This window comes from Hymenobacter sp. J193, from assembly GCF_024700075.1.
Taxonomy (GTDB): Bacteria; Bacteroidota; Bacteroidia; order Cytophagales; family Hymenobacteraceae; genus Hymenobacter.
On record NZ_JAJONE010000001.1, the window covers coordinates 15,312 to 37,824 of the forward strand.

A 22,513-nucleotide genomic window follows, 5' to 3' on the forward strand; every position below is an offset into this window, starting at 1 on the left:
TTTCGGGCCGGGCGTAACATTGGGGCCGCAGTAGCCCGTACTCCTACTGTTCCTTTCTCCGCATTTCCACTTATGGCTTCTTTCTCACAACGACTCAGCGACTGGGGCGAAAACCTGGATGATCTGGCTTTGCGCGCCCGCCTTCGACTGGGGCTGCTGCACCCGCTGCAGCTGGTCCCCTACCGCAGCTACGGCACGCCCGAGCGGCTTTACGTGAAGGGCCGCCTGCTCACCGACCGGGGCATTGGCGAGCCTGCCGACGAAGACTCGGTATTACGCAACATGCTGAACATGTACCGCCGCTTCGAGAGCACCGAAATTCCGGGGGCCCGGCTTAGCATCGAGCCCGGCGACGGCAGCCAGCACCCCATCACCACCGACGAGGAAGGCTACTTCACCCTGAACCTGGCTCCGCAGCAGCTGCCGACACCGGAAAACTTTATGTGGTACCCGGTGGATGTTCGCCTGGTAGCACCGCCCCAGCGTGTGCCCGCTCCAGAGGCTCCGCTCCTGGCTACGGCCCGTGTGCTCATCCCGCCTGCCGATGCGGAGTACGGCATCATCAGCGACCTGGACGATACCGTTATTCAGACCTCGGCTACGGATATTCTGCGCATGGCGCGCATCGTGCTGCTGCGCAATGCCCGCTCCCGCCTACCCTTCGAGGGTGTGGCCGAGTTCTACCGGCAGCTGCAGCTGGGCCGCAACGGCAAGCGCAACAACCCCTTCTTCTACGTGAGCAGCTCGCCCTGGAATCTTTTTGACTTGCTGGAGGACTTCCTGCATTTGAATGACATTCCGGCCGGCCCCATCCTGCTGCGCGACATGGCCCTCAAAGGCAAATCCTCGGGCGAGGCCTCGGCCCACCACGGCCACAAGCTCAAGGAAATCGACAACGTCCTGCTCACCTACCCCACGCTGCCGTTCGTGCTCATCGGGGACAGCGGGCAGGAAGACGCCAACATCTACCGCGAGGTGGTGCGCCGCCACCCCGGCCGCATCCTGGCCATTTACATCCGCGACGTGAACCTGCCCGCCCGCTCGGCTATGGTGGAGAAGGTTTCCGAAGAATTGCGGGGGGACAAGGTGGAAATGCTGCTGGTGAAGGACACCGTGCAGGCCGCCAAGCACGCCGCCGAGCGCGGTCTTGTGTTCACGGAAGCCGTGCCGGCCGTAGAGCAGGAAAAAGCCAAAGACCAGGCTACGTCCGATGACCCCACCACCGCCCGCGACCAGGGCGGTACCCACGCGCTGCCGCCTACTGCTAGCTCGAGTGGTCTGCCACAATCACCCAGCGGCCGTTAAGCTTGCAAAATACTAATAGGAAATATCCGCCTACATCGCCCACGGCGGGGCGGGCCAGGTGCCAGCGCCCCACCACGTGCGCGGCCGTCGCACTGGAGTGGCTCCACCCGCAGGTTAGTAAACGTGAGCAGGCCCATGGCCTCAGCATTGGGGTAGCTGCGGCGGTAGTTGTCGAGCGTGGACTGCCAGCCGTAAGTCAGGCCTTTCTGGCCGATGAACACCAGCGAGTCGGAAGGCCAGTAGCCCTGCATGAACCCAGCCACATCACCCCGGTTCCAGGCAGCGGTTTGGGTAGTGAGCACCTGCAGAATATCCCGCCGGGCTGCCGTAGGGCGCGTGGTAGCGCAGCCGGAGGTGAGGAAAAGCAAGGGCACCAGGGCCCGGTAAAAAGTGCGCATACGAAAGGAAAGAGTAGGCCAGCAATATAACTGCCGGGCTGCCGGTACCGGCGGGCATATACCCGTCACAAAGTAAGGTGCGGGGCTTGTCCCCGCCCACCGTTGAACGATTACTCCCCAGCGGCGCGTACAGCGGGCGGGGACAAGCCCCGCACCTACCGGCTTTTCGCACTGCACTTCGCGGCCAGTATAAGTCCCCCAGCTCTCCCACCATTGTTGAAAGGCCGGGGGCGGCATACCAGTGCTCCGACAATTGTTGGAGGGGCGGGGAAGTCACACCAGTGCTCCGACGATTGTCGGAGCACTGGTGTGACTTCGCTTCGGAAGGCCTTATTCCGCCGTCAGTACCTGCTGCACGAAGCGGGTACCGCCCAGGCGGCGCATGTTGCGCAGTACCCGGCGCTGCTTGGCGCGGGTTTGGGGGCCAGGGCTGGCCGCCCGAAATTTGAGCGGGTTGGGTAGAATGGCCGCCAGCAACGCCGCGTCGGAGGCGGTGAGCTTGGCGGCCGGTTTGTGGAAGTAGCGCTGGGCAGCGGCCTCGGCCCCGAAGGTACAGTCGCCCATTTCGGCCACGTTCAGGTACATTTCCAGGATGCGCTGTTTGTCCCAGAGCAGTTCGATGAGCACCGTAAAGTACGCTTCGGCGGCCTTGCGCAGGTAGCTGCGGCCGTTCCAGAGAAACACGTTTTTGGCTACCTGCTGGCTGATGGTGCTGCCGCCCACCAGCTGCTTGCCGTGCCCGGCACGGTTGCGCTGCGCGGCTTTCTTGAGGGCATCCACGTCGAAGCCGTGGTGCATGAGAAAGCGCTGGTCCTCGGCTGCCACCAGCGCCAGCGGCAGCTGCGCCGACACCTCCTCCAGTCCTACAAAGCTGTAGTGAATCTGCCGCTCACTTTCGAGGTGCTCGTAGCCGGCGGGGCGGTGCGAGCGGCGCTCCAGCATCAGCCAGGTAGCCGGCGGTGACACCCAGCGGTACAGCAGCACCCACACAATGGTGGTGAGTAGCAGGGAAGCGCCTACCTGCAGCAGCAGCTGCCAGCCGCGCCGCCAGTACAGTTTAAAATCAGTCACGGGGAAAGTGAATGGGTGAATGGGTGAATGAGTGAAGTGTGCAGTCCTGACCTATAGAAGAACGTCATACTGAGCGAAGCCGAAGCATCACTACCGCTGAATAATCAATCAGTAGTACAACAAAGCGGTAAAGATGCTTCGACTGCGTGGACGCCAGATGAAACATGACAGCCGTAGGATACTGTAGGTGCAAGCAAATTCGGCAAGCGGGCGAAATTACGGGTTTTGTGGGCCTGCGCCGGGGATTTGCTTACTTTTCCGCCGTCTGCGCCTTCTCCTGTTGCTTTATGCCGCGTTTGCTTCCGCTGTTTCCGCTTAATCTGGTCGTATTTCCGGGCGAAAAGCTCAACCTGCACATCTTCGAGCCCCGCTACCGCCAGCTGGTACACGACTGCCTGGGAGAAAGCCTGACCTTCGGCATTCCGCTGTATACCGACCAAGTGCGGGAGCTGGGCACAGAAATGCGCCTGCTGAGCATCGAGAAAACCTACCCCACCGGCGAAATGGACATCCGCACCGAGGCACTGGGCGTGTTCCGCATCCGGGAGTTTTTCCGGCAGGCCCCGGGCAAGCTCTATGCCGCCGGCACCATCGAACCCATTATCGACGACCCCGCCCCCGATGCCGACCTGCACCGCCGCATCCAGGGCTACCTCCGGCAGCTCTACGACGTGCTGGGTTTGCGCCAGTTGCTGCAAAAGCTCCCCATCGACTACCGCACCTACGACCTGGGCCACCACCTGGGTCTGAGCACCGAGCAGGAATATCAGCTGCTAAGTGCCACCAGTGAGCTGGAGCGCCAGGAGCTCATTGCCGAACACCTGGAACAGGTGCTCCCGATGCTGCTGGAAACCGAGCGGCTCAAGGACCGCTCCCGCCTCAACGGCCATTTCAAAAACCTCACGCCTCCGAATTTTTGAGCGGCGCAGCCATCCTCGACGACATTGCCAGTTTCGCCTACGGAAAATTCGTCTATATCCTGCCCCTCAAAGCAACAAGATTGGGCTTTGGGAACCCACCTGACAACACAGCCCGAGTTAGGCGGTGAGTAACTAAAGATTCAGCTCAAGCTGCGTCGGCTAAAAACAATGTGCCGGCCGAGGGTTGTACTAACTAATGATGAGCCAATAGCTATCAGCCATAGAAGCCCGTATAAACGCCGGTATACATAGCTGGTTCTGCACGTGACTTCGGGGCTTTTGATTATCGGGTATGTGGCAGCGGCTATGGTGGCGCTGCTTAGCGTGTGGCTTCTGGTGCGGCACACGCAGGAACGGCGCTGGCGGAGGCGCGTGTGGGTGGCTCCCGCCTATGGCCGCTGGCCCGACGCTACGCCCCCGCCAGCTGCTACCCGCCGCTACCAGCTGGCCCTCATCGGCGACACCGGTGCCGTGGCTACCACCGGCCCCGACCCGGTGCTGACGCTGCTGCAGGATTGGCAGCAGGCTGCCGGAGAAGCCAGTGCCACCGTGTTGCTTGGTGATAATGTGTACCCTACCGGTATTCCGCCGCAGGGCGCTGCCGGCCGCCCGGCTGCCGAGCGGCGCCTGCTCACGCAGCTGCAGTCTTTTGAGAGCTATGCCGGCCAGGTTATCTACCTCAGTGGCAACCACGACTGGAATAAGGGGCGCCCCAACGGGCTGGAATACGTGTTGCGGCAACAGCAATTGGTACAAGAGCATCTGCCCGCCGCCCACTTCCTGCCCGCCGACGGCCTTCCCGGCCCCGTGACGCTGCAGCTGGCGCCCGGCATTCTGCTGGTGGTCCTGAATACCCAGTGGTGGGTGCAGCAGGGACAGCGCCCCTCGGCTACGGCCGGCAGCACGCCTTTTCAGGACTTGCTGCAGGTTTTGCGGGCCAACCAGCACCAGCAGATCATTGTGGCCGGGCATCATCCTCTGTATTCCAATGCCATCCACGGTGGCAAGTTCACGGCCCGGCAGCACATGTTTCCGCTCACCACGGTGCATAAGAAAGCGTACCTGCCGCTACCCGTTATTGGCTCCCTGCTGCCCGTGTACCGCAAGCTGGTGGGAGCCGCCGAGGACATGGCCCACCCCCGCTACCGCCACCTGCGGCGCCGCCTGCTGCGCGTACTGCACCAGTTCCCCAACCTTATCTACGCCGCCGGCCACGACCACAACCTGCAGTATTTTCAGCAGCAGGGCAGCCATTATCTGGTTAGCGGGGCGGGCAGCAAAACGGCTTTTGTGCAGCACGGCGGGCGCGCCGCTTTCGTACACGAGCACAAGGGCTTTTTCGTGCTCGATTTTTACCCGAACGACGAGGTATGGCTGCGCACGTTGGAACCCGGCAACCCGCTTGGCACCGACGTATTCCGCTGGCAACTTAGCCAGCCGGTGCGGGTAGCGGCACCAGCACCCGCAGGCTCGCAGGCAGCATCTGAATATCGAGGGGCATAGGCAGCTCCAGCGGCTCCCCGTCCACCTGCACCAACGCTTGCTCTTGGCCCACAATATGAATGCGGGCGTGCCGGCAGCACAGGCGGCGGGTATAGAGGGATTCGTCGAACCCTTCGGTGTAGAGGCGGTACAATATGCCGGGGGCAGCCGTGCCCGGAAATGGTTCGATCAGACACAGCTCAAACTCCCCGTCATCCAGCTGGCCGGCAGGGTTGATGACTACGTTGCTGCCAAAGGTGTTGGCGTTGGCCACGGTGAGCATAAAGGCTGCCCCTTCGAAGGTTTCCCGGTCGGTTTCGATGCGGTACACGGCGGGCTCGTAGTCCAGGTATTCCTGCATGGCAATGCGTACATAGGCCCCCGGCCCCCGCGTGTCCCCCGCAGCAAAGCGTTCCACAATCAGGGCGTTGAAGCCCAGATCGGCCAGGTGCGCCGAAAAGTGTCCGCCCACCCGCAACGTGTCGATGGTGCGCACAGTGTGCTGCCAGATAAGCGGCAGCGCCTCCTCCAGGTTCTGCCCGATGCCCAGATCTTTCGACAAGCCATTGCCCGAGCCCAGCGGCAGAATGCCCAGCGGCGTTTCGGTGCCTGTCAATGCTTCCCCTACAAGGTTCACGGTGCCGTCGCCGCCCGCCGCAAATACCGCCTCGGCGGGCTCTTGCCGCAGGTGCTGGCGCAGCCGGGCCAGGTCGTCGCTGCCGGAAGTATGGAAAAACGTGGCGGTGCGGCCGTGCTCCCGGCAATAGTCCTGAATACGTTCTTCCAGCCCTTCCTTGTCGATGTCGCCCGAAATAGGGTTTAGCACGAAGAGCAGATTACGCAGCAAAAGCGACTTGGAAAAAGGCATGCGGGAGATTAAAGTGACGAAAGTTGAGGATACAAAAACTGCTGGCCGGCAGCGAGCCAGCCAGCAGTGATACCAGCGCTTGGGCGAATAGTTAGGGCTTCAGGCCGGCCGGAATGCCATTGGGAAAGCGCGTCTGGATTTCCTGCTGAATTTCCTGGGTACGGTTGCCGGGGTTCGGGTGCGTCTGCAGAAACTCCGGGCCGCTGCCTTTGCCGCCGCTTTGCTCCAGCACCTGCATCACCTGTAGCAGGGCCCGGGGGTCGTACCCGGCATCGGATACATAGTCGACGCCCACGCGGTCGGCTTCCAGCTCGTCTTCGCGGCTGAAGCGCAACGACACCACTTTGGCCACGGCAGCAGCTATAGCGGCATTGGCAATGGAGCCGCCGGGACGTTCGGAGTCGTAAGCGGCAATACCAGCGGCACCAGCCAGGCCCTGCGTGAGCTGCGACTTGGCCAGCTGCTCGGCTGAGTGCCGCTGAATCACGTGTCCGATTTCGTGGGCCAGTACGCCGGCCACCTGGCCTTCGGATTTAAGCTGCTTCACCAGCCCCGCTGTCACGAACACCTGCCCGCCGGGCAGCGCAAACGCATTGATGGTCTGGTCATCAGCCAGCAAATGAAAGTCGAACTTGTAGGGGGAACGAACGGCCGGGGAACCCTGGATAATGGCATTGCCAATCCGGTCGATGGTGTTTTGGGCTTCCTGGTCGGGGTACAAACCGCCGTACTGCTGGGCCATTTCGGGGGCCGCCTGCAAACCCAGGGCAATTTCCTGGTCGGTGGTCATATTCACGTGCTGCGTTTCACCGGTGACGGGGTTCGTCTGGCGGTTGCAGTAGTAGGTAATCAGTGAAAAGCCCCCGACAATCAGGGCGATGAGGTAGCGTAGGTTGCCGCGCATTATGGAGGGAGAATAGGGGCGTGGGAGAGAGAAGCGCCGCTGGCCCGCAGGCCAGGGTTTGCAGTGTAACGCGTAGGCGTAAGCAGGGTTGCAGTGGCTGTGGGCCGGCCGCTTGTCACCTTACGGCCGCGTTTTGCGTAGAGGGCGCGGGACGCCCCTGGGGGCAAACCACATTATACTCCTCTCCTCTTTTCTTCCCTGTCTTCTTCCGAACACATGAATCAGAAACGCACTTTTGGCGCCATCCTCACTATTCTTGGCATTGTAGGCATCATCTACGGGGCGCTGGGCTTCATGCAGGTTGCCGGGGTGACGCTGGGCAAAATGAACTCCATCGTACCCTTCGTAGTCGGACTGATTTTCTTCTTTGCCGGCATCAACCTGGTAAAAGCGACCGGCGACCGGTCCTGATGAAGTAACCGGCTGCGTACTTACTCATACCACAAAGGCCCTTCGGATACTGAATCCGAAGGGCCTTTGTTATGCTTCTGCACTTGGTTTTGGCACATACATCAGCCCACTACCTGCAGGCCTTTGGCCCGCGCAAAGCCGTACAGAGCCGAGTCCAGGGTCAGCCAGGCCGAAGCATAAGAAACGTTTTGCGGAGCGTGCGCAAACACCACTGAGCCCGCCTGAATGGCACGAATAATCCGCGGCGCCTCAGTTACGGGCAGGGCCGGGCAGCCCTGGCTGCGTCCCAGCCGACCGTGCTGACGCACAAAGGCCTCACTCACGTAATCGGCGCCGTGGACCACTACGGCCCGGTCGGCGGCGTGGGAGTTGTAGTCGTCGTCCATCCCGTGCAGCTTTAGCGACAGGCCGTGCTTGCCAGTGTATGGCTGGCCCGTTACGTAAAAGCCCAGGCTGCTCATCTCGGAGCCGTTGCGGTTAGAAAATGTCCGGGCAAGATCTTCACCGGTGTTTTTGCCGTGCGCTACCAGCGTGTGGTGCAACAGCCGGTTCTGGCGCACGTCAATTACCCACAGACGCTTCTGGCGGCTGGGCAGGTTGAAATCGATGATGGTGAGGGGCGCGCCGGCAGCAGCGGAGCCGTGCTGCTGCAGATTGTAGTAGCCCAGCAGCGCCTTGCGGTATACATCAGGCCGCAGACCGGTAAGGGAAAGGCGGGCGGCCGTGTAGGTGCGCAATACTTCCTGCTCAAACGCCGTCTGGTAGAATGCGCGCTGCACTTCACTAAGCTGTACGCTGCGTGGATTGCCGCCCGCCCGAGGCGGGGCGGCCACAGCGGCTTCTGCTCCCAGCACACTTATCACTCCCAGCATCAGCCCACTAACCCTGCGCAACAGTCCTTTCATACGCTTCATTCTGGTTGCTCCTAAACTACTGCCACCGGCCCTGCAAGGCTGGTACTACTGCCAAATTAGTAGTTTTACGGCGTGCTCCCAACGCCCTGCCCTTCGCCCTGGTTCCGTATGCAAGTTTGTCGCGCCGTTTTTTTTGCTTCGGCTTTGCTGCTAGCTGGCTGCAGCCACCAAGCGGCCTCCCTGCCGGGCTTCGAGGCAGCTACCTGGCGCTCAGACCCGTACGCCTGCAACGACACGCGCGCCAGCCAGTTGACGGTGCTCCAGAAAAACCGCGAAGCGCTGTACGGCGTCCACACCGATGCCATTGACAAGCTCCTGGGTCGGCCCGATGAAGTAGAGCTTTCGGCCCAGACTGAGAAGGTGTACATCTATTATCTGCGGCCGGGCGCGCAGTGTGAGGCTGGACACCCCCGGTCACAGGCAGCCAAACTAAGCTTGCGTTTCGACCCGCTGGGGTTAGTTTCGGAAGTGCTACTGCCGGTAGCGCACCAGTAAGTTCGCGGAGACTAGCCTCGGGTGTCTTCGCTGATAGTAGCTGGCTCTCCGGAAGCCGGATAACTGGCCTGCAGCAGCTGCTCTACCTGGGCGGGCCGCAGAATCTTGCGGCATTCCTGCTCATAGTACGTGTCCAAGGCCTGGCTTTGGAGACGCAGCTGCTCCGGGTCGCCCCCGTAGTGCCATTGCAGCTCATCCTGGCGGGCTACCATGGTGAGGTAAAGCACATGCATGCGCACCTGCTGGGCTTGCGTGAGATGGAGGCTCTGGCTTAGGTCGCGGGTGATGACGCGGCTGCGTACGGCCGTGCGCACGGATGCCAGCGGGCAAGGTAGTTCCACCACCTGGTCGCCGGCCTGGGCCGCTGCGGGAGCCAGTGAAACAAAGCTCAACAGAAGCGTTAGTAAAGTGCGTGTCATAGCCGGGTAGTGTATACAAAGAAGCTGCAGGATGCGCAGACTGGTTTATGAATACCGTAGAAACCGGCCGTTACACGGGTTTCGTTCCTTCAAGTTATAACTTATTTTCAATAAATAGAAGATAAAATACTATTAAAATATATAGCCGTTACGTTCGCCTGTGCCTTATCCTATAAAACGGTAGTCGTACAAAAGCCCGCTCCATACGCCACTGGCTTTTGAAACAGGCTTTCCTGCTGTTTTTTTGCCATCTACTCCACTCCCTGCATGGGCATGTGGTCGGGGCTTTTGAAGTATTGCATTGCTACCAGAGAGATGATAACGCCCGACATAGCGCCCTGCAGCAGAATGGCCAGAAAGCAGATGGTTATCGACAGATCTGCCCCGAATAGGTCGGTGGTGCGTAGCTGCTCTACCAGGCCGGGGTTGAGAACAGCATAGGCCAGGAAAAAGAACCCAAATGCCACCGAAGCCACAATGGCCGTGATGATGCCTGTGCCGAATCCGTGCAGGTAGGGCATCCGGTCGTGGCGGTAGCGCCGGTAGCGGGCAATGGCCAGGCAGATGCCTACGGCCAGTATTACCACGTTGAGGTAGCTCAGCTCCACGCGGCCAGTGAGGCCCAGCAGGCCAGCTACCAGAAAATAGAGAACCATGCCAGCGGCCGTCAGCAAGCCATAGCGGACGCCGTTGTTTTCGGGGGTGATGCGTAAATCAGCCATAACAAAAAGAGCAGTGAAAAGTGAAAATGGGCCCATCGGAACTCCCGCAGACCGCTGTCTTGTTCAGTACCAGCTGGTTGCCGGCCTGTTCAACGTCTATACGCAGCCCGCCGCCTGGGTAGTTGTGCCGGCCGGTAGTTTTCTGTGGGCTACCCCGCCGAGGCGCTTTCCGGCCGGCTAAATGCCCCCTAGCGCACGGAGGCCCAGGCATTTTTCCTTACTTTTGCGCGCCGCTGGGCCGGTAGGCTTTCCTGCGCATTCGACCTTCTTGCCTTTTTATGATCAGCACCACCAACGTTAGCTTGCGCTACGGCAAGCGCATCCTGTTCGAAGACGTCACCATCAAGTTTATGCCCGGCAACGTGTACGGCCTCATCGGGGCCAACGGCGCCGGGAAGTCCACGTTCCTGAAGATTCTCTCGGGCGAGATTGAGCCCAATACCGGCGCGGTGGATATGCCCAAGGGTGCCCGCCTCTCGGTGCTCAAGCAGAACCAGTTTGCCTACGACGCCTACCCCGTGCTCCAGACCGTGATTATGGGTCACACGCGCCTTTGGAAGGTGATGGAGGAAAAAGACGCCATCTACGCCAAGGCTGATTTTACGGACGCCGACGGGGAGCGGGCCGCCGAGCTGGAAGGCGAGTTTGCCGACCTCGAAGGCTGGAACGCCGAGTACGAAGCCGCCGAGCTGCTGTCCGGCCTGGGCATTGGCGAAGACAAGCATCACACCCTGATGAGCGACCTGGGCACCTCCGACAAAGTGCGGGTGCTGCTGGCCCAGGCCCTGTTTGGCAACCCCGACGTGCTGCTGCTGGACGAACCCACCAACGGCCTCGACGCCGAAACCGTGCTGTGGCTGGAGAACTTCCTCGACTCGTTCCAGAACACGGTGATTGTGGTTAGCCACGACCGTCACTTCCTGGATGCCGTGTGTAACTACATGGCCGACCTGGACTTCTCCAAAATCACGATGTACCCCGGCAACTACTCGTTTTGGTACGAGAGCAGCCAGCTGGTTTTGCGCCAGCGTCAGGAAGTAAACAAGAAAACTGAAGACAAGCGCAAGGAGCTGGAAGAGTTTGTGCGCCGCTTCTCGGCCAACGCCTCCAAATCCAAGCAGGCTACCTCGCGCCAGAAGCTGCTGCAGAAGCTCACCCTGGAGGAAATCAAGCTCCAGCTCGCGCAAGTACCCCTACATTGCCTTCAAGCCCGAGCGCGAAGCCGGCAACCAGCTGCTGGCGGTAGACAACCTGAGCGCCTCGGTGGATGGGCAGGTGATTTTCAAGAACGTGTCGTTTGCGCTTGATAAGAAGGACAAGGTGGCCATCATCAGCCGCGACGACCGGGCCGCTTCCCTCCTGTTCGACATCCTGTTTGAGCAGGCCAAGCCCGAGTCCGGCTCGTTTAGCTGGGGCACCACCATCACGCCCAGCTACTTTCCCAAGGAAAACGAGGCGTTCTTCGATACTGATCTGAACCTGGTGGACTGGCTGCGGCAGTATAGCACCGAGAAGGACGAGTCGTTTATCCGGGGCTTCCTGGGCCGCATGCTGTTCTCAGGCGAGGAGTCGCAGAAGAAAAGCAACGTGCTGAGCGGGGGCGAAAAGGTGCGCTGCATGCTTTCCAAGATTATGATGGAAAGCGGCAACGTGCTGGTGCTCGACGACCCCACGAACCACCTCGACCTGGAAAGCATTACGGCCCTCAACAACTCCCTGCAGGAGTTCAACGGCACGCTCATCTTCGCCTCCCACGACTTGCAGGTAGTGGAAACCGTGGCCAACCGCATCATTGAACTCACGCCCACCGGCATCATCGACCGGCGCATGCATTACGAGGAGTACCTGGCCGACGAGAACATCAAAACTCAGCGCCAGCGCATGTACCAACTTGTATCGTAGGCGCGTTGTAGCCCCGCTATGAAACAACTCCTGCTTTTGCTTTCCCTCGGGGGGCCAGCCTGTGGCTGGCCCCGGCCGTGCGCGCCCAAACCACCGACAGCACCCAGACGGCCAAGCCCGAGCTGAACACGGCCCCACCGGCCCCGACCCGGCAGCCTGCTACACCCGCCCCGGTGTATACGCCCGCTGAGCCCACGCCGCGTGCCTCCGAGGACATACCGGCTCCGCAGCCTGGCACCCGGCCCGAGGTACAGGCTCCGCAGGTACCCCGTAAGTTTTTTCTGTACTCCAACTTCGGGCTGGGCTATAGTAACTCTGGCGGCTTCGGCAGCCAGTTTAACTTCAGCCTGTCGCCGGCCATTGGCTACCGGGTTTCCGATAGATTTTCCATTGGCCCCGGGGTTAGCTATGCTTACAATAACTACGGCTTGGAGCGTGGCTATGTACAGCAAGGCTTCCCGAAAAACATCAGCACCAACAGCTACGGCGTGAAAGTCTTCGCGCAATATCGGGTCATTGACCAGTTTTTTGCGCACGGCGAGTATGAGGTCACATTTGCCGAAACTACTCCTGAGACTATCTATCTGGGTGGTCCCTACACAGAGAAACACACAGTTTCCACCCCGTTGCTGGGCGCTGGCTACCGCCAGCAGTTTGGTGATAGGGCCGCCGGTGATATTCTACTGCTCTATAACTTCAACGATGGGCTATACAAAGTTTACGGCCAGCCTGTCATTCGTTTCTGCTTTCTGTTCGACCTGAAATAGCACTCTTTAGCCTATAACAAAAAGGGCTGCTCCGGTATGGAGCAGCCCTTTTGTTATGAGAAGCCTGAGTATCTACACCCGGCCACCGCGGATTAGGCGCAGCACTACGGCGATGATGGCAATAACCAGCAGGATGTGAATCAGGTTGTTGCCCTGAATGCCCGTGCCCAGAATGCCGAAGAAGCCGAGGGCCCAGATGATGATCAGGATGACGGCAATGATATACAGCAGATTACCCATGGTGGTGAAGGTGAAATGTGGTTGGAAATTGGAGAGGAGAGAAACCACCACCCTACTGCCAGATTTTGTTTAAACAAAAACGCTGGTAAGGTGATTTGCGGTTTTGTACGGGGGTATTTGGAAAAGGATATAAATCGATAGGAAAATTCTTAGCCGGCCGGCTGCCGCACCTAGGGAAACTGATTGGCGTTGCCAGAGTTGACAGCAGTTTTTTCTTTCCCTTGGCTTGCCCACCAGGCGTGACCCGGGCGCAGGATGGTAGTTGACCCCGCCGGATTTCCGGCTAGCTTTGCGGGCGTGGACCGTTAGTGGCCCGCGCTTCCCACCCAACCTGTTTTTCGTATGCAACATGTAGCCGTTATTGGCTCGGGCACCATGGGCAATGGCATTGCCCACGTTTTTGCCCAACACGGGTTTCCCGTGGCGCTTATCGACATCAATCAATCGGCGCTCGACCGGGCCCTGGCCACCATTGGCAAAAACCTCGAGCGGCAGGTAGCTAAAGGCACCTTATCGGAAGCCGACAAGGGCGCCACGTTGGGCCGCATCACGACCTATACCAGCTTGGCTGAGGGCGTAGCCCAGGCCGATGTGGTGGTAGAAGCCGCCACCGAAAACGTGGAATTGAAGCTCAACATCTTCCGGGAGCTGGACCAGCACGCTCCGGCCGGCGCCATTCTGGCCTCTAATACGTCTTCTATTTCCATCACCAAAATTGCGGCCGTCACCAAGCGCCCCGCCCAGGTGATTGGCATGCACTTTATGAACCCCGTACCGGTGATGAAGCTGGTGGAGGTCATTCGCGGCTACGCTACGTCAGATGAAGTAACGACCCGGGTGATGGACCTCTCGCGGCAGCTGGGCAAAACGCCCACGGAGGTAAACGATTACCCCGGCTTCGTGGCCAACCGCATTCTGATGCCCATGATCAACGAGGCCATCATTACCTTGTTTGAGGGCGTGGCCGGCGTAGAGGAAATCGACACGGTCATGAAGCTGGGCATGGCCCACCCCATGGGCCCCCTGCAGTTGGCCGATTTCATTGGGCTGGACGTGTGCCTGGCTATTCTGCGGGTGCTGCACGAGGGCCTCGGCAACCCCAAGTACGCCCCCTGCCCCCTGTTGGTAAACATGGTAATGGCCGGCCGGCTAGGTGTGAAATCGGGTGAAGGCTTCTACGCCTGGACGCCGGGCTCCAAAGACCTGGTAGTAGCCGAACGGTTTCGCCGGTAAGCAGCTATCCGCCCACTGGCCCTCACGGCTATTAGGCGGGACTTGCAGCAAATCATGAAGTGCCTGTCGAGTTGTCGGCAGGCACTTTTGCGTTCCTGGAAGCCGCTGGCTGATTAGCCGGCACGATCTGCCGCCGGTATGTAAGCGTCGGCCGGCTGGCCAGTGGGTAGCTTTCCGGTGAAACCTTCGGAGGCTGAATACGCTTATAGTGTATCCTTTTTCAGTGTAATTCTCTTTCCTAGCTACATGGAACAAGCCACGTTTGGCGGCGGCTGCTTTTGGTGCACCGAAGCCGTATTTCAGAATCTCAAGGGTGTGCAGAAAGTTGTGTCGGGCTACACCGGCGGACGCATTGCTAACCCTACCTATAAGGAAGTGTGCAGCGGCCTCACGGGCCACAACGAGGTTATTCAAATCACCTTCGACCCGGCCGTTATCAGCTACGAGGAGCTGCTGGAAATCTTCTGGAAAACCCACGACCCTACCACCCTCAACCAGCAAGGCAACGACGTGGGCACCCAGTACCGCTCGGGCATCTACACCCAAAACGAGGAGCAGCAGCACCTGGCCGAAGCCTACAAGCAGAAGCTCACCGCCGCCAACGCCTTCAACGGCCCCATCACCACCGAAATCCTGCCCCTGAAGGTGTTCTACCCCCGCCGAGAACTACCACCAGAACTACTACAACCTGAACGGCTCCCAGCCCTACTGCCAGTTTGTGGTGAAAAGCAAAGTAGATAAAGTAAAGACCGTGTTCGGGGATAAATTACGCGAGGCGGTATAAGCCGGCCCTCTTTTACAACAAAAAAAGCCCGCTTAATCAGCGGGCTTTTTTTATTCTGGTAGCACTGGTCTTAGCAACTGATGCATAGCGGCCAATTGAGCTTCTGACCATCCTGTCCAATCGTATTCAATAAAGAAATGCTCATCCCCATCGTATAGTAATGACCCTCGTGGCTGTTGCAGAACTCGTTTCGTTCGGCTCTTTTTCCAGCCCGTTACTGTGCGAGTTTCCATCTGTGCGTCAAGGTCGGGCAGTTGAGCTATACTAGCGCCTGGCAGCGGCCAGTAATGGCTGTGGCAGGGCCATGGTCAGGCTCACTTGCCGGTTGGGCCGGTACTTAAGCAGCTTTTTCAGGTTGTAGGCTACGGCCGTGAGCAGCATCGTCTTGTGGGCTCCGGCCTGGCCGCGCACGTTCATCCGGCGTAGGCCGTAGTGATGGAGCAGATTCCCGAAGACGGGCTCCACCGTGCCCTGGCGCACCCGGCGCATGTGTTGGCCCCGGCGGCTTTGCTGGCGCTGCCAGGCCCGGCGGTACGGCTCGTCGTAGAGCGTGCGGGTGAGCTGCTTGCGCTTGGCCCCGGGCACGCAGGTGGGCTTGAGCGGGCACTGCTGGCAGTCCGAGCAGGTGGCCCAGTAGATCTTCAGCCCGGTGCCGTCAGCCGAGGTGTCGTACTTACGAAACGAGAGGACCTTGCCGGCGGCACAGGTGTAGTCATCGGTTGAGGCCCGGTAGGTAAAGCCCTCGATAGCGGCCTTATAGCGGCCAAAAACCGGGATCCAGGCCGTCACCTGCTGGGCTTCGAGCAGGGCGTAGTTGGTGCCGTTGGCGTAGCCCGCATCGGCCAGCAGCTCCTGCATGCGCAGCTGCTGGGACCGTAACCGTTGCTGCAGGCCGGTGAGTAAGCGGGGTAGGTGCAGGCTGTCGCGACTATCGGCGAAATCGGCCTGCACGTGGCTGATCACGCCCTTAGCCGTGTCCACGGCCAGGCTGCAGAGGTAGTTCAGGGCCCGGGCTTTGCCGGGCTTGATGGAGATGCGCGCGTCGGGGTCGGTGGGGCTGTAGTGGGTCTTGTTGCTGAGCAAGCGGGCTTTTTCGTGCTGCGCGCCGGGTACGCTGGAGTGGGTGGCGAGCCGGGCCTGGTGAGCGGCCAGGTTGCGCAGCTGGTGGGCCGGAGCCGTCACCACGGACGCAGCCGGCGCGGTAGCCGCCTCGTCCGTGGCCAGAAAGGGACTTTTGACACCCGTTGTCCTCTTTTCCAGCACCGTTTCCAAGGAAGCATTGGCCTTGACGGGCGCCGAGTCGACGGCCTGCGTGTCGCCGGCGACCAGGCCCCGGGCCACGCACTGGGCAAAGACGTGGTCGAACAGGCGCTCGAAGACCGCGGCCGGAAAGAGCTGCCGCGTGCGGCTCACCGTGGAATGCCAGGGCAATTCCTCGTCCACCTCGTAGCCCAGAAACAACAAGATGTCGAGCCGCAGGGCGCAGTGTTCGACCAGGCGGCGGTCGCTGACCAGGTTTTCCAGCCGGCCCACCAGCACGAGCTTGAAGAACACGACCGGGTCCAAAGAGGGCTGGCCTGTGTGGCTGTACAGCGTCCGGGTCTCGTCGTAGAGAAACGACCAGTCGACGAGCTCGGCCAGCCGGCGGTACAGATTATGGCGCGGCACCCGCTCACTGAGCCGAAAGTGGGTCACCTCTTTGTCGAGAAACGGCTTCTTGCCTTGCATCTTCCCTGTACGAACCCGGGTTCTGCAACAGCCACCCTCCTTTAACCAAACTGCCATGATTCCCACGCTTCATGGTATATGCGCCACGTACCCGTTGATATTCCAGAGTTACTGGCTTACTGCGAAAAAAACTATAATACTGCACAGTACCCGCCGCTCTATTAATCTGGATAACAATTGGTGGGGCCTGTAGCATAAACCGCGCTATATAGCCTGTGTTTATTATTATCAACAGGCTCAGCCAGTTGCTGAGCGGCAAATTCTCTGCGTAACGAATTACGAAAGGCACCGCCGCCAGAATACAGGCCACAACCAAGTTTAGCAGCAGCCAGTTACGAAGTATAGGTTGATAGCGCAGGCGAAATTCCACCATTCTGGCTAGCTAAAGCTAAACACTTACCCCGAAGTCTCTGAGCGCGTCATTCAGGCTGGTTTTCAAATCCGTGCTGGGCTTGCGCTGGCCGATGATGAGGGCGCAGGGCACGTGGTACTCGCCGGCCGCAAACTGCTTGGCGTAGGAGCCCGGAATGACCACGGAGCGGGCCGGCACGTAGCCTTTGTACTCCTTAGGCTCTGCACCCGTCACGTCGATAATTTTGGTACTGCCCGTGATGGTTACGCCCGCCCCGATAACGGCCTCACGGCCCACGCGGCAGCCCTCTACCAGAATGCTGCGCGAACCGATAAAAGCTCCATCCTCAATGATAACCGGCGCGGCCTGCACCGGCTCCAGCACGCCCCCGATGCCTACGCCCCCGCTTAGGTGCACACCGGCCCCAATTTGAGCGCAGGAGCCCACGGTGGCCCAGGTGTCCACCATCGTGCCCTCGCCTACCCAGGCGCCAATGTTCACGTAGCTGGGCATCAGAATGACGCCGGAGGCCAGGTAGGCCCCGTAGCGGGCCACAGCGGGCGGCACCACGCGCACTCCCTGACCGGCGTAGTCGGTCTTGAGCAGCATTTTGTCGCGGAACTCGAAGGGGCCTACTTCCAGGGTTTCCATCTGGCGGATGGGAAAGTAAAGGATGACGGCTTTCTTTACCCAGTCGTTTACCTGCCAGTCATCGCCGCGGGGCTCGGCTACGCGCAGGCGGCCCTTGTCCAGCTCCTCGATGGTGGTGTTGATGGCCTCAACGGTAGCGGATTGCTGGAGCAGGCTCCGGTCGTTCCAGGCAGCTTCTATGGTGGCTTGCAGGTTGGTCATGGTTGGTTTGAATGGTTATCTGGCTGGATGGTTGAATGGCGCTTGGTTGGCAGATTGCGTGGTTATCTGTCTGGATGCTTACAGTGCTGTAAGCATCCAGCAAGTCAACTCTTCTGACAGGTAACTATTCCGTCATTTCGCCCCAAACTTACCATCTTCGTGGTCACTATGCAGCCACCCCGCACGATTTTGCTGGCCTCCGTGCTCAAGCCGCTGGACGATACGCGCATGTACGAGAAGTTTGGTCGCACCCTGGCCCGGCTTCCCCAGGTGCAGGTGCACGTAGCCGGCCGTCAGGCTCCGGCACCGCAACCCAAGCCAGCCAATCTACATACGCACAGTCTGCTGGCCGGCTCCCGTCTGAGTTGGGCGCGGCTGCGGGCGCAGGGGCGCTACTGGCAGCTGCTGCGGCGCCTGCGGCCGGGGCTGGTGGTAGTGCACGCGCCGGAGCTGCTGCCGCTCACGCTGCTGTGGCACTGGCTGGGCAAGGAGCGGCGCTTTGTGTATGATGTGCAGGAGAATTTTGCCCTCAACATCCGCACCCAGCACGTGTACCCAGCCGCGGTACGCGGGCTACTGGCCACCGCCGTGCGGGGGCTGGAAACCCTGGCCGCCACTGCTGCCGAAAAGGTGATTCTGGCGGAGGAAAGCTACGCCGAAGAGCTGCCTTTCGCTACCCCGGCCCGTACCCTCATTCTGGAAAACAAGTACCAGCCCCCCGGCCCCGAGTTGCTGCGCTCTACGCCTGTACATCTGGCGCCGAACCAGCCGCTGGAGCTGCTGTACTCCGGCACTATCTCGGAGCTGAACGGGGTGCTGGCAGCCGTGGAATTTGCGCGGGCCCTGCGGCTGGTTTGGCCGGGCACCCGGCTCACCATCATCGGGTTTTGCCAGCACCCGGCCTTGCTGACCCAGCTGCAGGCGCTGGCCGCCGAATCGGGCGGGGCGGTGGAGCTGGTGGGCGGAGCCGAGCCGGTGCCGCACGGGCGCATTATCCAGGCCATCCGGCGCAGCCATTTGGGCCTGTTGCCCTACCGGGAGCATCCCAGTTTCTGGCGCTGCGTACCCACCAAGCTGTTTGAATACCTGGCCCACGCCCTGCCAGTACTCATCCCTCGTAATCCGCTCTGGCAGCAGTTCATTGCGCAGCATCAAGCCGGACTGGCAGTAGATTTCGCTGACACTTCATCGGCTACTATTGAGCAGGTGAAAAATGACCTGCTGCGGCACGCTTTCTATTCCCAGGGTGTTCCGGCGGAAGTTTTTTGGCACAGCGAAGAGCAAAAGCTTTTGGCGCTACTGGATTCTATCCGGTAACTGCCGACCTTTGCGGCCCGTTTATGCGCCAAGGCAGAAAGTTTTCTAACTTCCGCCCTTTCGCGCTCTTTTTCCCGCTAAATCCCCCTCTCCTTTTATGTCTACTCTTCACCGCAGCGAAATTGCCGGCGTCGGCCATTATGTGCCCGACCGCGTAGTGCCCAACGCCGACCTCGAACAGCTCATGGAAACCACCGACGCGTGGATTCAGGAACGCACCGGCATCCGGGAGCGGCGCTGGTTTGAGGAAGGCAAGGACACCACGGCCAATATGGGCGCCAACGCGGCCCGCAAGGCTCTGGAAATGGCCGGCCTGCAGCCCGACGATGTTCAGCTTATCGTTTTCGCCACGCTCTCCCCCGATTACCTGTTCCCCGGCTCCGGGGTTCTGCTGCAGCGCGAGTTGGGCATCAAGGCGCATATTCCGGCCTTCGACGTGCGTAACCAGTGCTCGGGCTTTATCTACGCGCTGAGCATGGCCGATCAGTTCATCAAAACCGGCATGTACGAAACGGCGCTGGTGGTGGGCTCCGAAATTCACTCCTCGGGGCTCGATAAAAGCACCCGTGGCCGGGCCGTATCGGTTATTTTCGGGGATGGCGCCGGGGCCGTGCTTTTGCGCCGCAGCACCGACGAAAACCGCGGTATCCTGAGCACGCACCTGCACTCCCAGGGCGAGTTTGCCGAGGAGCTGATTACCCGGGAGCCGGGCTCCAACCGCGACAACCGCGTGCAGGTTGTGCTCGACAAGCCCGAGGACATGTACCCGTACATGAACGGCCAGCAGGTGTTCAAGCACGCCGTTACGCGCTTTCCCGAGGTTATCAAGGAAGCCCTCGACCAGAACGGCTACCAGGCCCAGGACATCGACATGCTGATTCCGCACCAAGCCAACCTGCGCATCACCCAGTACGTGGGCCAGAAGCTGGGCTTGAGCGAAGACAAGGTGTTCAGCAACATTCAGCGCTACGGCAACACCACGGCCGCCTCCGTTCCCATTGCCTTGAGCGAAGCCGTGCAGGAAGGCCGCATCAAGCGCGGCGACCTGGTGTGCCTGGCCGCCTTCGGCTCCGGCTTCACATGGGCTTCGGCGCTGGTGAACTGGTAGATTTTTAATTAAGAATTAAGAATTAGTAAGTAAGAATGTGCCTTCGAGGCTCATTCTGCAGGTAAAAGCACACCGCCACCTGCAATTATTAATTCTTAATTATTAATTCCCATACATGCCCAGCTACACCGAGGAGAACTACCTGAAAGCCATTTACAAGCTGGCGGAAACCACGCCGGGCGCCGACGTGACGACCAACAGCATCTCGGAGGTGCTGCAGACACGGCCTGCCTCGGTGACGGATATGTTGCGGCGGCTAAGTGAGAAAGGCCTGCTCAACTACCAGCGCTACCGGGGCGTGTCGCTCACGCCGGAGGGCCGGCGGGTGGCCTTGCTCACTATCCGCAAGCATAGGCTCTGGGAAGTGTTTCTGGTGCAGCAGCTGGGCTTCACCTGGGACGAGGTGCATGAGGTGGCCGAGGAGCTGGAGCACATCCAGTCGCCGCTCCTGGTGCAGCGCCTCGATGAGTTTCTGGGCTTTCCGCAGACCGACCCCCACGGAGACCCTATCCCGGCCGCCGACGGCTCCGTTCACCGCACCCGCCACCGCCTCGTGGCCGACCTTGCCCTGGGCGAAGCCGGCACCGTGGTGGCCGTGCGCAACACCGCCGTACCCTTCCTGCAGTACCTCGACAAGGTAGGATTACGGCTGGGCTCCCGACTTGAAGTACTGGATAAGACCGAGTTTGATAACTCTCTGGAAGTCAACATCGACAACTCCCGCCGCCAGCATATTTCTGCCGAGGTTTCCCGCAACCTGTTCGTCTCGCTTTAAACGGTGAGCTGGTGGAATAGTGCGTTTGACGTTCTACTCGCGCAATTAGCGCAAGCGGCGCAGAAAGAACATCAAACGCAGCATTTTACCATTACACCATTTCACCATTTCACCGTTGCTGCCTCCCGCTCTTTCCGATACCATTGTGGCCTTGTCCACGCCGCCCGGCGCGGGCGCCATTGCGGTGCTGCGCCTCTCGGGTCCGCAGGCCATCCAGCTCACCGACGGCCTTTTCGCGGGCAAGCGCCTGCACGAGCAACCGGGCCATACCCTGCACTACGGCACCCTGCGCGACGAGGGCCGCATTCTGGATGAGGTGGTGGTTTCCCTGTTTCGGGGGCCGCACTCCTACACTCGGGAGGATGTGGTGGAAATCAGCTGCCACGGCTCCGACTACATTGTGCAGCAGGTGCTGGCCGCGCTGGTGCGCCGTGGGGCCCGCCTAGCCGAGGCCGGGGAGTTTACCAAGCGTGCCTTCCTGCACGGTGCCTTCGACCTGGCCCAGGCCGAGGCCGTAGCTGACCTTATTGCCGCCGACTCGGCCCTCTCGCACCAGGTGGCCATGCAGCAGATGCGCGGCGGCTTTTCCCGGGAGCTGAAGGACCTGCGTGCCCGGCTGGTGCAGTTTGCGTCGTTGCTGGAGCTGGAGCTGGATTTTGGGGAAGAAGACGTAGAATTTGCCGACCGCACCGGCCTCACCCGCCTGCTGCAGGAGCTGCAAACCGTCATCCGGCAGCTGCTGCGCTCCTTTGAGCTGGGCAACGTCATCAAAAACGGCGTAACGACTGTTATTGCCGGCAAGCCCAACGCGGGTAAATCAACCCTGCTGAACGCTTTGCTGAACGAGGAACGCGCCATCGTTTCGGCGGTGCCCGGCACAACCCGCGACTTTATCGAGGATGAAGTAAGCATCGAAGGCATCCGGTTTCGGTTTGTGGACACGGCTGGCCTGCGCGAAACCACCGACGTGGTGGAGTCCATTGGCGTGGAGCGTACCCGGCAGCGGGTGCGGCAGGCGGCGCTGCTTTTGTATCTGTTCGACCTGACGGCCACAACGCCCGCCGAAGTAGCCGCCGAGCTGGCCGAGCTAAACCCCGAGGGCCGCATTCCCACGCTGGCCGTGGGTAACAAGTTCGACCAGATAAGTACGGCGGAAGCAGCCGCTTTTTCCCAACCCGACACCCTGCTGATTTCGGCTGCCACCGGCCAGGGGCTGCCCGAACTGCAGCAGGCGCTGCTACGGCACGTACGCGGCTCAGGCCTCGACCGCACCGGCTCGGCTACCATCGTAACGAACGTGCGCCACGCCCGCAGCCTGGAAGCGTCCCTTGAAGCCCTGGACGCCGTACTACTGGGCCTGAGCACGCACCACGGCACGGAGTTGCTGGCCGCCGACCTGCGTCGCGCATTGGCTTACCTGGGCGAAATCACCGGCGAAATATCCACCGACGACTTGCTGACCAGCATCTTCACCCAGTTCTGTATCGGGAAATAGCCGGGTCCGCCAGCGTGAGCTATAGGTTTTTAGCAACAACTTTCGGGCGTT

21 protein-coding genes and 2 pseudogenes are annotated in these 22,513 nt (G+C 60.4%); 13 read left to right on the forward strand and 10 right to left on the reverse strand.

The features are described from left to right. Positions 1-72 precede the first annotated feature (72 nt). Positions 73-1,305, forward strand: a complete 1,233-nt coding sequence (locus LRS06_RS00075; RefSeq protein WP_257869589.1) for an App1 family protein — start codon at positions 73-75, stop codon at positions 1,303-1,305. Here the strand turns inward: LRS06_RS00075 and LRS06_RS00080 are convergent. Both LRS06_RS00080 and mtgA read right to left on the reverse strand, forming a co-directional pair. Further along, positions 1,302-1,703: a hypothetical protein gene (locus tag LRS06_RS00080; RefSeq protein ID WP_257869590.1), complete on the reverse strand. Its 402-nt coding sequence runs from the start codon at positions 1,701-1,703 to the stop codon at positions 1,302-1,304. The genes LRS06_RS00075 and LRS06_RS00080 overlap by 4 nt on opposite strands. A gap of 330 nt (positions 1,704-2,033) precedes the next feature. Further along, positions 2,034-2,774, reverse strand: a complete 741-nt coding sequence (gene mtgA / locus LRS06_RS00085; protein WP_257869591.1) for a monofunctional biosynthetic peptidoglycan transglycosylase — start codon at positions 2,772-2,774, stop codon at positions 2,034-2,036. A 287-nt stretch (positions 2,775-3,061) separates the two neighbouring features. Between mtgA and LRS06_RS00090 the strand changes: the two genes are divergently transcribed. Together LRS06_RS00090 and LRS06_RS00095 are read left to right on the forward strand one after the other, a co-directional pair. Next, complete coding sequence (locus tag LRS06_RS00090) at positions 3,062-3,694, forward strand: LON peptidase substrate-binding domain-containing protein (RefSeq protein ID WP_257869592.1); 633 nt, start codon at positions 3,062-3,064, stop codon at positions 3,692-3,694. 264 nt (positions 3,695-3,958) lie between these two features. Further along, complete coding sequence (locus tag LRS06_RS00095; RefSeq protein WP_257869593.1) at positions 3,959-5,197, forward strand: metallophosphoesterase; 1,239 nt, start codon at positions 3,959-3,961, stop codon at positions 5,195-5,197. Here LRS06_RS00095 and LRS06_RS00100 read toward each other — a convergent pair. Together LRS06_RS00100 and LRS06_RS00105 are read right to left on the reverse strand one after the other, a co-directional pair. Continuing rightward, positions 5,124-6,044 (reverse strand): diacylglycerol kinase family protein, encoded by a 921-nt coding sequence (locus LRS06_RS00100; protein ID WP_257869594.1) that lies wholly within the window; start codon positions 6,042-6,044, stop codon positions 5,124-5,126. The two genes, LRS06_RS00095 and LRS06_RS00100, sit on opposite strands and share 74 nt — an antisense overlap. Positions 6,045-6,135: 91 nt before the next feature. Beyond that, positions 6,136-6,948 (reverse strand): M48 family metallopeptidase, encoded by an 813-nt coding sequence (locus tag LRS06_RS00105; protein ID WP_257869595.1) that lies wholly within the window; start codon positions 6,946-6,948, stop codon positions 6,136-6,138. Between the two features lie 216 nt (positions 6,949-7,164). On the opposite strand from LRS06_RS00105, the gene LRS06_RS00110 reads away from it, so the two are divergent. Then, on the forward strand, positions 7,165-7,359 hold the full coding sequence (locus LRS06_RS00110) for a hypothetical protein (protein WP_257869596.1): 195 nt from the start codon (positions 7,165-7,167) through the stop codon (positions 7,357-7,359). A 101-nt stretch (positions 7,360-7,460) separates the two neighbouring features. Here LRS06_RS00110 and LRS06_RS00115 read toward each other — a convergent pair whose 3' ends face one another. Beyond that, positions 7,461-8,264: a murein L,D-transpeptidase catalytic domain family protein gene (locus LRS06_RS00115; protein ID WP_257869597.1), complete on the reverse strand. Its 804-nt coding sequence runs from the start codon at positions 8,262-8,264 to the stop codon at positions 7,461-7,463. A gap of 153 nt (positions 8,265-8,417) precedes the next feature. Here LRS06_RS00115 and LRS06_RS00120 point away from each other — a divergent pair, with 153 nt between their 5' ends. Continuing rightward, positions 8,418-8,768: a hypothetical protein gene (locus LRS06_RS00120; RefSeq protein WP_257869598.1), complete on the forward strand. Its 351-nt coding sequence runs from the start codon at positions 8,418-8,420 to the stop codon at positions 8,766-8,768. An 11-nt stretch (positions 8,769-8,779) separates the two neighbouring features. Here LRS06_RS00120 and LRS06_RS00125 read toward each other — a convergent pair whose 3' ends face one another. After that, positions 8,780-9,187: a hypothetical protein gene (locus LRS06_RS00125; RefSeq protein ID WP_257869599.1), complete on the reverse strand. Its 408-nt coding sequence runs from the start codon at positions 9,185-9,187 to the stop codon at positions 8,780-8,782. A 251-nt stretch (positions 9,188-9,438) separates the two neighbouring features. Continuing rightward, positions 9,439-9,909: a DUF4199 domain-containing protein gene (locus tag LRS06_RS00130; protein WP_257869600.1), complete on the reverse strand. Its 471-nt coding sequence runs from the start codon at positions 9,907-9,909 to the stop codon at positions 9,439-9,441. Between the two features lie 278 nt (positions 9,910-10,187). On the opposite strand from LRS06_RS00130, the pseudogene LRS06_RS00135 reads away from it, so the two are divergent. Both LRS06_RS00135 and LRS06_RS00140 read left to right on the forward strand, forming a co-directional pair. After that, positions 10,188-11,811, forward strand: a pseudogene (locus tag LRS06_RS00135) (ABC-F family ATP-binding cassette domain-containing protein). Positions 11,812-11,888: 77 nt separating this feature from the next. After that, complete coding sequence (locus LRS06_RS00140) at positions 11,889-12,578, forward strand: hypothetical protein (protein ID WP_257869601.1); 690 nt, start codon at positions 11,889-11,891, stop codon at positions 12,576-12,578. Between the two features lie 72 nt (positions 12,579-12,650). On the opposite strand, the gene LRS06_RS00145 is transcribed toward LRS06_RS00140, so the two are convergent. After that, positions 12,651-12,818, reverse strand: coding sequence for a lmo0937 family membrane protein (locus tag LRS06_RS00145; protein WP_196955657.1), 168 nt, complete (start codon positions 12,816-12,818; stop codon positions 12,651-12,653). Between the two features lie 342 nt (positions 12,819-13,160). On the opposite strand from LRS06_RS00145, the gene LRS06_RS00150 reads away from it, so the two are divergent. Both LRS06_RS00150 and msrA read left to right on the forward strand, forming a co-directional pair. Continuing rightward, complete coding sequence (locus LRS06_RS00150) at positions 13,161-14,051, forward strand: 3-hydroxyacyl-CoA dehydrogenase family protein (protein WP_257869602.1); 891 nt, start codon at positions 13,161-13,163, stop codon at positions 14,049-14,051. Positions 14,052-14,297: 246 nt separating this feature from the next. After that, positions 14,298-14,835, forward strand: a pseudogene (msrA, locus tag LRS06_RS00155) (peptide-methionine (S)-S-oxide reductase MsrA). A gap of 264 nt (positions 14,836-15,099) precedes the next feature. Here msrA and LRS06_RS00160 read toward each other — a convergent pair. After that, entirely contained in the window at positions 15,100-16,563 is a 1,464-nt protein-coding gene (locus LRS06_RS00160) for an IS1182 family transposase (RefSeq protein WP_257869603.1), read from the reverse strand. Between the two features lie 388 nt (positions 16,564-16,951). Beyond that, positions 16,952-17,767 carry a 2,3,4,5-tetrahydropyridine-2,6-dicarboxylate N-succinyltransferase gene (locus tag LRS06_RS00165; protein WP_257869604.1) on the reverse strand — a complete coding sequence of 272 codons (816 nt, stop codon included), beginning with the start codon at positions 17,765-17,767 and terminating at the stop codon, positions 16,952-16,954. 168 nt (positions 17,768-17,935) lie between these two features. Here LRS06_RS00165 and LRS06_RS00170 point away from each other — a divergent pair, with 168 nt between their 5' ends. From LRS06_RS00170 to mnmE, 4 genes are all read left to right on the forward strand, one after another. Further along, positions 17,936-19,084: a glycosyltransferase gene (locus LRS06_RS00170; protein ID WP_257869605.1), complete on the forward strand. Its 1,149-nt coding sequence runs from the start codon at positions 17,936-17,938 to the stop codon at positions 19,082-19,084. A 97-nt stretch (positions 19,085-19,181) separates the two neighbouring features. Continuing rightward, positions 19,182-20,192: a 3-oxoacyl-ACP synthase III family protein gene (locus LRS06_RS00175; RefSeq protein WP_257869606.1), complete on the forward strand. Its 1,011-nt coding sequence runs from the start codon at positions 19,182-19,184 to the stop codon at positions 20,190-20,192. A gap of 115 nt (positions 20,193-20,307) precedes the next feature. Further along, complete coding sequence (locus tag LRS06_RS00180; protein ID WP_257869607.1) at positions 20,308-20,967, forward strand: metal-dependent transcriptional regulator; 660 nt, start codon at positions 20,308-20,310, stop codon at positions 20,965-20,967. A gap of 115 nt (positions 20,968-21,082) precedes the next feature. Next, complete coding sequence (gene mnmE / locus LRS06_RS00185) at positions 21,083-22,462, forward strand: tRNA uridine-5-carboxymethylaminomethyl(34) synthesis GTPase MnmE (RefSeq protein ID WP_374679411.1); 1,380 nt, start codon at positions 21,083-21,085, stop codon at positions 22,460-22,462. Positions 22,463-22,513: the final 51 nt, after the last annotated feature.

Excerpts from the sequence above, each read along its gene's own strand:
- LRS06_RS00170 (WP_257869605.1), top strand. The coding sequence starts at position 17,936 with ATGCAGCCACCCCGCACGATTTTGCTGGCCTCCGTGCTCAAGCCGCTG.
- LRS06_RS00075 (WP_257869589.1), top strand. The coding sequence starts at position 73 with ATGGCTTCTTTCTCACAACGACTCAGCGACTGGGGCGAAAACCTGGAT.
- LRS06_RS00180 (WP_257869607.1), top strand. The coding sequence starts at position 20,308 with ATGCCCAGCTACACCGAGGAGAACTACCTGAAAGCCATTTACAAGCTG.
- LRS06_RS00080 (WP_257869590.1), bottom strand. The coding sequence starts at position 1,703 with ATGCGCACTTTTTACCGGGCCCTGGTGCCCTTGCTTTTCCTCACCTCC.
- LRS06_RS00175 (WP_257869606.1), top strand. The coding sequence starts at position 19,182 with ATGTCTACTCTTCACCGCAGCGAAATTGCCGGCGTCGGCCATTATGTG.
- LRS06_RS00125 (WP_257869599.1), bottom strand. The coding sequence starts at position 9,187 with ATGACACGCACTTTACTAACGCTTCTGTTGAGCTTTGTTTCACTGGCT.
- LRS06_RS00100 (WP_257869594.1), bottom strand. The coding sequence starts at position 6,044 with ATGCCTTTTTCCAAGTCGCTTTTGCTGCGTAATCTGCTCTTCGTGCTA.
- LRS06_RS00090 (WP_257869592.1), top strand. The coding sequence starts at position 3,062 with ATGCCGCGTTTGCTTCCGCTGTTTCCGCTTAATCTGGTCGTATTTCCG.
- LRS06_RS00145 (WP_196955657.1), bottom strand. The coding sequence starts at position 12,818 with ATGGGTAATCTGCTGTATATCATTGCCGTCATCCTGATCATCATCTGG.
- LRS06_RS00165 (WP_257869604.1), bottom strand. The coding sequence starts at position 17,767 with ATGACCAACCTGCAAGCCACCATAGAAGCTGCCTGGAACGACCGGAGC.
- LRS06_RS00105 (WP_257869595.1), bottom strand. The coding sequence starts at position 6,948 with ATGCGCGGCAACCTACGCTACCTCATCGCCCTGATTGTCGGGGGCTTT.
- LRS06_RS00110 (WP_257869596.1), top strand. The coding sequence starts at position 7,165 with ATGAATCAGAAACGCACTTTTGGCGCCATCCTCACTATTCTTGGCATT.
- LRS06_RS00150 (WP_257869602.1), top strand. The coding sequence starts at position 13,161 with ATGCAACATGTAGCCGTTATTGGCTCGGGCACCATGGGCAATGGCATT.
- LRS06_RS00160 (WP_257869603.1), bottom strand. The coding sequence starts at position 16,563 with ATGCAAGGCAAGAAGCCGTTTCTCGACAAAGAGGTGACCCACTTTCGG.
- LRS06_RS00130 (WP_257869600.1), bottom strand. The coding sequence starts at position 9,909 with ATGGCTGATTTACGCATCACCCCCGAAAACAACGGCGTCCGCTATGGC.
- LRS06_RS00115 (WP_257869597.1), bottom strand. The coding sequence starts at position 8,264 with ATGAAAGGACTGTTGCGCAGGGTTAGTGGGCTGATGCTGGGAGTGATA.